This window comes from Cyanobacteriota bacterium (assembly GCA_025054735.1).
Lineage (GTDB): Bacteria > Cyanobacteriota > Cyanobacteriia > SKYG9 > SKYG9 > SKYG9.
Map to the genome: position 1 here is coordinate 1 of JANWZG010000127.1, position 9,393 is coordinate 9,393.

Annotated in this window: 7 protein-coding genes and 1 pseudogene; 3 read left to right on the top strand and 5 right to left on the bottom strand. The window is 49.4% G+C overall.

What is annotated here, in order from left to right:
* Window positions 1-173 precede the first annotated feature (173 nt).
* From ftsH3 to NZ772_07935, 3 genes are all read right to left on the bottom strand, one after another.
* On the bottom strand, window positions 174-2,021 hold the full coding sequence (gene ftsH3 / locus NZ772_07925) for an ATP-dependent zinc metalloprotease FtsH3 (protein ID MCS6813483.1): 1,848 nt from the start codon (window positions 2,019-2,021) through the stop codon (window positions 174-176).
* A gap of 100 nt (window positions 2,022-2,121) precedes the next feature.
* The gene (locus NZ772_07930; protein ID MCS6813484.1) at window positions 2,122-2,859 is read right to left on the bottom strand and encodes a Uma2 family endonuclease; all 738 of its coding nucleotides are present in this window, start codon (window positions 2,857-2,859) and stop codon (window positions 2,122-2,124) included.
* A 130-nt stretch (window positions 2,860-2,989) separates the two neighbouring features.
* Window positions 2,990-4,447 carry a tetratricopeptide repeat protein gene (locus NZ772_07935; protein ID MCS6813485.1) on the bottom strand — a complete coding sequence of 486 codons (1,458 nt, stop codon included), beginning with the start codon at window positions 4,445-4,447 and terminating at the stop codon, window positions 2,990-2,992.
* Window positions 4,448-4,629: 182 nt separating this feature from the next.
* Here NZ772_07935 and bioB point away from each other — a divergent pair.
* The 3 genes and pseudogenes from bioB to lspA all read left to right on the top strand — a co-directional run bounded on the left by bioB (window position 4,630) and on the right by lspA (window position 6,777).
* Window positions 4,630-5,676: pseudogene (gene bioB / locus NZ772_07940) on the top strand (biotin synthase BioB).
* A 13-nt stretch (window positions 5,677-5,689) separates the two neighbouring features.
* A complete protein-coding gene (locus tag NZ772_07945) occupies window positions 5,690-6,277 on the top strand; it encodes a biotin transporter BioY (protein MCS6813486.1) in 588 nt (195 codons plus the stop codon).
* A gap of 8 nt (window positions 6,278-6,285) precedes the next feature.
* Window positions 6,286-6,777: a signal peptidase II gene (lspA, locus tag NZ772_07950; protein ID MCS6813487.1), complete on the top strand. Its 492-nt coding sequence runs from the start codon at window positions 6,286-6,288 to the stop codon at window positions 6,775-6,777.
* Window positions 6,778-6,789: 12 nt separating this feature from the next.
* On the opposite strand, the gene NZ772_07955 is transcribed toward lspA, so the two are convergent.
* On the bottom strand, window positions 6,790-7,980 hold the full coding sequence (locus NZ772_07955) for a TPM domain-containing protein (GenBank protein MCS6813488.1): 1,191 nt from the start codon (window positions 7,978-7,980) through the stop codon (window positions 6,790-6,792).
* Window positions 7,981-8,513: 533 nt separating this feature from the next.
* Complete coding sequence (locus NZ772_07960) at window positions 8,514-9,287, bottom strand: circadian clock KaiB family protein (GenBank protein ID MCS6813489.1); 774 nt, start codon at window positions 9,285-9,287, stop codon at window positions 8,514-8,516.
* Window positions 9,288-9,393 lie beyond the last annotated feature (106 nt).

Consider the following 9,393-nt stretch of genomic DNA (forward strand, 5'->3'; position numbering starts at 1 on the left):
GGGACAGAGGATACAAGCATCTCTTTCTAATCTGGAATCAATATATCTCTGCATTTTGACTATAAGACTAACAGTGCGTACTTAAGTCCGCACTACGAACCGATAGGAAAGCTATACAGATGGCTTTGAACAACAGGCAAAGCAAACAATCCATGTGAACAGGAATAATGCCACTAGGCAACTGTAGCCATTTTCACATCACTGGTTGCCAGCAACTCCTGCAATTCCTCTGCGTCCACGGTTTCCTTATCTACCAACATACTGGCTAGTTTATCCAAGACTGGGCGGTTGTTGGTTAAGACATCCTTGGCACAACGATAGGCTGCATCCACTAGTCTCTTCACCTCATCGTCAATCATGGCAGCCGTCTCTTCAGAGAAGTCTCGCTCTGCTGCAATATCTCGTCCTAAGAACATGTTACCTTGCTGACGACCTAAGGCCACAGGGCCGAGCTTATCACTCATGCCATAGCGAGTTACCATCTGGCGTGCAACCCGTGCCACCTGTTGCAAATCGTTGGAAGCACCAGTTGTTACTTCTTCATCACCAAAGACAATTTCTTCGGCCACTCGGCCACCCAGGGCTACAGCCATCTGGTTTTGCAGATAGGAGCGGGAGAGTAATCCAGAGTCCATACGATCCTCACTGGGGGTAAACCACGTTAACCCGCCAGCACGTCCACGCGGGATAATACTAATCTTTTGTACAGGGTCATAGTCGGGCATTAATGCACCCACAAGGGCGTGGCCAGCCTCGTGGTAAGCAACTACCTGCTTGCGCTTTTCACTCATAACCCGGTCTTTCTTCTCTGGGCCAGCTAAAACGCGATCGATCGCATCATTCACCTCATCCATAGAAATCTCGGTCAGGTTGCGACGTGCCGCCAGGATAGCTGCTTCATTCAACAGGTTTGACAAATCTGCGCCAGTGAAGCCAGGGGTACGACGGGCAATTTTCTCTAAATCCACGTCCTTTGCCAAGGTCTTGCCACGGGCATGAACATTGAGAATTTCAAGGCGGCCTGCATAGTCGGGGCGATCGACCACAACTTGGCGATCAAACCGTCCGGGACGTAACAAGGCTGCATCCAGAACATCAGGACGGTTGGTGGCTGCAATCACAATAATGCCTGTATTGCCCTCAAACCCATCCATTTCTGTCAACAACTGGTTCAGGGTTTGCTCACGTTCATCATTCCCCCCACCAAGACCAGCACCTCGCTGCCGACCAACGGCATCAATTTCATCAATGAACACAATGCACGGAGCATTGGACTTAGCCTGCTCAAATAGGTCGCGGACACGAGAGGCACCCACGCCTACGAACATCTCAACGAATTCAGAACCAGAGATGGAGAAGAAGGGCACGCCAGCCTCGCCGGCAACCGCCCGTGCCAACAGGGTTTTACCAGTGCCAGGAGGCCCAACTAACAACACGCCCTTGGGAATCTTGGCTCCAACAGCGGTAAAACGATCAGCATTCTTAAGGAAGTCTACTACCTCTGCCAGCTCCAATTTGGCCTGCTCGATGCCTGCAACATCCCCAAAGGTTACTTGGGTTTGGGGTTCCATTTGCACTCGCGCGCGGGACTTGCCAAAATTCATAGCTTGGTTGCCGGGGCCGTTCTGAGCACGACGCAATAGCAGAAATAGACCTGCTATCAACAAGATCGGAAAGAAGAGACTGCTTAGTGACCGCACCCAGAAGCCATCAGCACTCTGAGGCTCTACTTGAATATCAACCCCTTTAGCAACAAGAGTGTTAATCAGGTCTGGATCATTAGCCAGATTGACAGCAACGCGCCTGCCATCATTAGTCTTGACTCGAGCTTTGGTGCGATCGCGAGTCACCGTAACCTGTTCCACTTGATTGTTTTCTACACTCTGTAGGAATTGACTGTAGCGCCACGTCTCTTGCGGGGGTTGCTTATTTTCAAACAATGCTGTAGCTAGGGCAACAACAACAATTGCTAGCAATACATATAACCCAGCATTTCTCCATCGCTTATTCACTAAACCCAATCCTCCTACATCCGATGAAACGGGATTTCTTTTATTAAAACGCAATATCCTTATATTAACGAATATTAAGCACTTCAGGCTTAGATTATAGGATCGCTACCTAGGGAGCAATATCATCGGGATTAACCCCGATCGCTCTCAGATAGGCCGCTAATTGCTCAGCCCGTTGCTCGGCTAAGCCTGCCCGTTGCTCGGCTAAGCTTGCCCGCTGCTCAGCTAAGCTTGCCTGTTGTTGGGCAAGTTCTGTTTGCTCAGCCAATTCCAAAAAACTGAGGAACTTGCGACCATCTGGATAACGAATCACCAAATCTTGCTCTGGGTACCAATCAAACTGAATCTGTAAACGAGGGCTAACCCATTGACTCATCCTAGGAATCAGCGCTAGGGCATTGCCTTGACGTTGCCAGCCCTGCAAGACAAACTCATCGGGGTCATAGATATAGTACTCTTCTACACCGTAGTACTGATAGAACTCAAACTTCTCCTGCATTTGCCGCTTGCCCTTGGCAGTTTTGTTGCTGTCTGAGAGAATTTCAAATACTACCTGGGGCGGAATGTTGTGTTCTTTCCATTGCTGGTAGGAGTTGCGATCGCCCTTGGGTACCCCAAACACCACCATTACATCAGGGGCTTGTCTGGGGGCAGGTGGTGCCTCCACAGGTACGGGATACCACAACAAATCTCCAGCAACAAAGACATAGGGATCTTTAGCAAAGAGGATTTCTAAATTTTCTTTGATGGTGACAATCCAGCGATACTGGACAGTATTTTCGGCCATAGGATTACCATCGCTGGAAGGGTAGAGCACGTCATCAGAGATAGGAACTAGGCTAGTCATTGCACCTTGCCTCTCTACTCAACTAGCTCTATCCTAGTTTGCTTGAGCAGCAACCAGCTAATCATGTCAGCCCTAGTAACTGATGTTGTGGCCATAGGGACAAAAACTAGCCATGCCCTTAACGTGAACTTCATCCTGCTGGAGCGGAAGTAGTAGATTTGGGGCTGGGATTGCGGACTGATTCAATCTGTTGGAGGAAGTAGTCTTCTTGGTATTTGAGTTGGCGAGCTAAGGCCAGTCCCTGTTGAAAGGCGCGAACGGCACGGGTAGTGTCTCCTTGTTGCCGATAGAGCTGTCCAATTTGGTCGTAGGTCATCATGCGACCATAGGTGTTATAGGCTTGTTGGTCTACCTCTAGCAAAAACTGATAGATTTCGATGGCTTTTTGGGGCTGATTGTTTGCTTTGTATAGGTCGGCTGCTTCTTTGAGGGCATCACTGGCATAACCAAACTGCTGGAGAGGTTGGGCTAGTAAATATGCCTGCCGATAGTTGGCGATCGCAGCATCAAAATCCCCAAGTGCTCGATAGTTGCGGGCGATCGCTAGCCGTAATCCAGGCATCAAATCGGTCTGTTTTTGGCTTTGAGCCAGCATGACTAGTTCCTCTTGGGTAGCGATCGCAGCCAGCCATTGGCGATCTTGCTCCTGCATGTAGATGATTCGCCGGAGAATCTCAGCTTTGGTCATCAACGGTGGGTCTTCTAGGGCTTGGTCTTCTGAACGTTTTACGGGCGGGGTGGTCACCTTAATTGGTGCTAGAGGCAGCAACTGTCGATAGGTTTGTACTGCATTTGGATAGTCAAACCAGTTAAAGTGCAAGCCACCGATGATAATCAGCGTAGCTTGCTCTAGAGCGCGATCGCCTCGCTGTCTGGCCTGAGCCAGTTGTTGTTCATAGACAGCCAACGCTAAGGGGCGCGATCGAATCTGCTGGTAAGCGATACCCAGTGCCCGCTGTAACAGCACAAGATCCACAGGATCTGTGGGCAACTGAGGCAGCATTAGCGCCGGATCTGGCTCAACTTGTTCTGAGTCAGGGAGTTGGGGTAAGGCAGTTGAACGCTGGGTCAAACTAGGCAAGTACTGTTCTTGAATAGCTTGCAAGCGGTTACGAATTAACCGGATTTGGATTGGCTGAGTTTCTTCCCAAGCTATATTGCCTACTTGTCCTAATGCCCGCACTTCGGAGATGACACCCAGAAAGCGCCGCAGCCGTAGTGTGCGATTCCAGATCTTAAATGCAGTTGCTAGGTCACCCTGCTCTCGTGCCGCTTTAGCCTCTACTTCTAATTTGTCTAGGGCTTCGGTCAGCGATCGTCGTTCTAGAACGGTGAGGGGACGCTTCACAGGGATTCTCGGCAATAGTGGATCCGGTTTTGTAATCTCCAAGGAATCCGGGAGATCTTCTTGAGGGGGAACCTTCTCCGATGGGGAAGGTGCAGTAGTTGTTTGTGCCATAGGAGAGGCTGACCATGCGTGAATACCTAGTTCTACGGATTGGCTCAGCGCTAGGGCAGAGTCCAGCAGCCCCAGACCAGCAGTGCATCCAACTATGATCACAGCAACAAAGCGGGGGTGATTTCTCAACAACATATTGCAATTCCCTGTTGGTGGTAGGCTAATCCTGTAGAATGGCAGTCACACAACACCCTACAACAAGATCGAGGGCATTCATCGTGGTTCATACAGCATCATCCTCCAGTTCTGTTCTGTCTAGTCAGGATCATTTCATCGAGACGATCGGTGTTGACCCCACCACTCTGACTGGCGAAACCCTACGTTCGTGGCTAGCAACCCTTACTGAGCAGATTATTGCAGGTAGGCTGCTGGATCGAGACACGGCGATCGTCCTCTCTCAGATTGACGGACAGGAAAACATTCTGTTGCTCTGTGAAGCTGCCAATCGTGTCAGAGAGGCTTGTTGTGGTCATGTCGTTGACCTATGCAGCATTGTCAATATCAAGTCTGGCAATTGTTCAGAGAATTGTCACTTTTGTGCTCAGTCTGCTCACCATCCTGGTGAGGGATCCCCTGTGTATGGCTTGAAGTCACCCGATGAGATTGTTGCGCAAGCAAAGGCTGCTGCTGCCGCAGGTGCTAAACGCTTTTGTCTGGTGAGTCAGGGACGGGGCGTTAAGTATAACAGTCCCAAATCCAGCGAGTTTGAACAGATTTTAGCTACCGTGCGGCGGATCATAGCAGAAACAAATATTAAGCCCTGCTGTGCATTGGGAGAAGTGACCTTAGAACAGGCCCAAGCCCTGAAAGATGCTGGTGTGACTCGCTATAACCATAACCTAGAAGCCTCGGAGCGCTTTTATCCAGAAATTGTTACGACCCATAGCTGGCACGATCGCGTGCAAACCGTGAAACACCTGAAAGCCGCAGGTATTCAAGCCTGTACGGGTGGCATTATTGGCATGGGTGAAACCTGGGAAGATCGTATCGATTTAGCTCTAGCACTGCGGGAGCTAGAGGTGGAATCTGTGCCCCTAAATCTTCTGAATCCTCGGCAAGGGACACCTCTGGGCGATCGTCCCAAATTGGATCCCTATGAAGCGCTAAAGGCGATCGCCATCATGCGCCTGCTCTTACCCCGTCAGATTATTCGCTATGCTGGAGGTCGGGAAGCAGTTATGGGTGACCTCCAAGACCTTGGGTTGCGATCGGGTATCAATGCTATGCTGATTGGGCATTACCTCACTACTCTAGGACAACCGCCAGAGCAAGATCACGCTATGTTAGCTTCCCTAGGTTTAGAAGGTGGGGAGGCACCCGTACCCCAGTTTGTTGAGTTAAGTGAATCCTGTGACTAGCCGTGACGAGATCATGCCAACCTTGCCCGTTGAACTATCATGGGCACTTATTGGATTGGTGTTGACGATTACAGGCACTTTTGTGGAGGCAGCCATTGCTATGCCTCTATGGGCTGGCTATGATGTTACAGTACGGGCGTATGGCCTTGGGGTCACCTGTCAGCTTAGTGGTGTATTGCTGTCAAGCTGTATGGGCGGCAAACACGCTGGAGCATTGTCGCAGGTTGCATATCTGACTTTGGGGTTGGCTGGCTTTCAGCAAGTATTTGGTGGCGGCAGTGGCTTGGAATATTACCGAGAGCCAGCATTTGGTTATTTGTTAGGATTTGTACCTGGTGCTTGGGTGTGTGGATGGCTGGCATTCCAGGCATCACCGAAAATAGAATTGTTGACGTTCAGTGGTTTTTGTGGACTGCTCACGATTCATAGCGTCGGTATGCTATACCTGACCCTAGGTTATGNCCTGCATTGGATTACTGATGCCATACCCCTGTGGGAGGCGCTGGTGAAATACTCAGTTAGTCCCTTTCCTGGGCACCTTGCTATTGTTTGCGCGATCGGCATATTTTCCTATGCACTGCGGAAGCTTATGTTTTACTAATCTGCTCCATGTCGCTCAAACAATTGTTGGTTACTAAGAATCTTTTATTTTGGATTACAGCAGTAGTGGCTGTTGCCGTAGATCAGATATCTAAGACAGTTGTGATTCACTACTTCCACCTCGGAGAAACGATTCCACTCTGGCCATCGGTGTTTCATCTGACTTATGTCACCAATACTGGTGCTGCCTTCAGTATTTTCAAGGGTGAAGTATGGCTACGTTGGCTCTCACTGGTCGTAAGCTTGGGATTGATGATATTAGGCTGGTTTGGGCCACGCCTCAACCGTTGGGAACAGGCAGGGTATGGCTTTATTTTGGGAGGCGCGATCGGCAATGGCATCGATCGCTTCGCTACAGGTGCCGTGATTGACTTTCTAGATGCCCGCATAATTAACTTTCCAGTATTTAACCTTGCTGATGTATCCATCAACATAGGGGTAGTCTGTATTCTCATAGCAGCCTTTTGGCGACCACGCCGCCCCAATAGCCCTGAGAGCTAGCCAAGTTAGAACTTACCACTCACCAGTGGCTCCACCCCCTGATGAACTGCCACCATCACGGTCAGAGCTAGAACTATAGCTGTCGTAGCTACTGCTGTCATAGCTACTGCTATAGCTGCTGTCGTAACTGCTGCTGTAGTTGCTATTGTCGGAACGAACCAGCCGAGGAGTTGACTGGGTATACGTGTTACTGTAACCGCAATAGTGACAGTGTTGCCGAATTTCCTCCTCACCCTCATAGTCATAGGTAGCATAGTGCAGGGTAGTCTGAGAGACTTTTAAGGTCTTGAAGTTACAGCTAGGACATTGCTTCCACGCACTTGAATCGGTTCCTCCATATCGCTTTACTTGGTTGTAGCCACAGCTAGGGCATACCCACACATCATAGTCCACCGATTGCAGAGACTCTTCTCGGCGCTGTCCAGCGTTTAAGTATTCATCCTCCAGTTGCTCAGACAGTCGAGTCATGGCCGTTTGGCATCGTGGACAACGCCGACCTCGGTAGCGCCAATACAATGTAGCTCCTGCAACACTGGTCAACAAGGTGACTCCAGCACCACCGATTATCCAAGCTGGGTTGAAGGATGTAACGCGACTAGTCTCAGATCCATCAAACTGGCTAGGGGTAACAGCAGTAGTATCCGCAGGAGCCAATTGCCGAACGATGGCGACTACACCTTGGTAGGTGCCACGGCTATAGTCGCCAGTTTTGAAGCTAGGGAGTATGTCATACTGAATCACACTCTGCATCACTGCGTCGTAGGCTCTGCCATAGCCACGACCTAGCTCAATGCGAACTTTGCGATCGCTAGGAGCGACTAACAGCAAAACCCCATCATTACGAGTACGATCGCCAATTTGCCAAGTATTGAAGATATTCGTTGCAAAGGACTCAATAGTTGGGTCACCAGTGCGATAGTGCTTAAACGAGTTGACAGTCAGCACCACCGCATGAACTCCTGTGTCAGCCCGGAACTTTTGCAGTGTAGTGCGAATAGCTGCTGCATCCTGGGGCTTGAGAATCTTGCCGTAATCATTCACATGGGGGTCGAGAAACGGTGGATACTTGCCCTGGGCAAGACTAGTTGCCTGCAATGACAATATAATCACTACTAGTGCAGTGATGATCGTTAACAGCCAAGGCCGTAACCATTGATGACGTAAAGGCAACCCGTAGTTACGAACCCGAATTAATGAAAACATAGGTGAGAGCCTCTAAACGAGCGATTTCGTGAAAACCAGTCAGTCTCGAAAACAGCCAATCCTTGAAAGCGGTTGATTGTAGCGCACCCATCTAGAATCTGAGCGCAGCGAATAGGATGAAAATCGGGCAGTAGCCTTTAGTTACTGCCACGGATAAGGACTGCAAAACCAAGGTAGTACAAATGTAGTACAAATGTAATTCAGGAAGACGCGCTCACTGCCTCTGACCGTAATCCAAGATTTTTGGAGATCACCCTGCCCATGGCATACTTAGGCTAGCCATAAGATCTGTAGTGAAGGCTGAAATCTTCACTGAGAGCCTTAACAACAACTATATCCCAACCATCCAATTGGTTGCTACTCCATAGGTCGGCCCTATTCCGCAATCACTAGCTGATTCCTTAGAAATGCGGCGGATACTCGGTTGAGCATGTTGCATCAAGCAACTGCTGCTATCCAAAATCCAAGCTAGTATTCCCAGGCTCTGCACTGAACCGAAACTCTAGGCTAGGGGTAGAAACTAGAAACTATCCTTACAAGCCCAATGCTCGCAAGATAACCGCTGGTTCTAACAATTCACCGACTACTCGTCGAATAGGTTTAGGCCACACCCGCAACAGAGTTGGGGTTGCCGAAATGTGGTTTTCTTCCGCTAGTTCTGGGTGTTTTTGAATATCAACCACTTTCAAGGTATAAGGCTGTTGTAGCGATTGTGTCAAAATTTGATGAAGACTTTGCAATGCTCGTTCCGTTGCCTGACTATAGCCAGACACAAACAGGCGAAACACATACCCCTGAGCATACACATCATCACTCTGGGACGAGAAAATATCAGTCGATTGCAGTGATGGAGTAGCACTAAAAGTATGTAAATGCTCAACATTCATCACCAAGTCGTGATCTTGCCATAGCTCTGGGAATTGGTGGTAGTAGGTGGCAATCAACATTGGATCGCATAAATCCCCCGATACAGGCGCTGCTTGCCAGACTAACCCTTGGGTATTGAAAATGGTATTCAAGAGCACTTGATAATGAAGCACAGACGGAAAGGCTTCAGCTAAGATTTGCCGTTGCTGGGTGTGGGGATCAAGCCAGCAGTCGATCGTTGCTGTGTAACAGGGCACGAGAAAATTAGGCGGCTCCATTAAGCCCAAGACTTCTTGCAACGCTGAACAGAGCTGAGAATGCCAGCGATCGCGTTTATGAGGATCGATGCAATAAACCAGATCGCCTCCAGGTGTAAACAATGCAATGCCCTTGAAGGTCGTGAGTAACGGTTGGTTAGAGCTAGCAGTGGAAGTATCCATAGATAGGGTAAGCACGCCACAGGGTACTGGTTACCTCGTACCTCGTGATCACAGCGCAGGCTAAAGATTACCTTCTAGCTTAACTGTAGCTGTAACACAATTTACT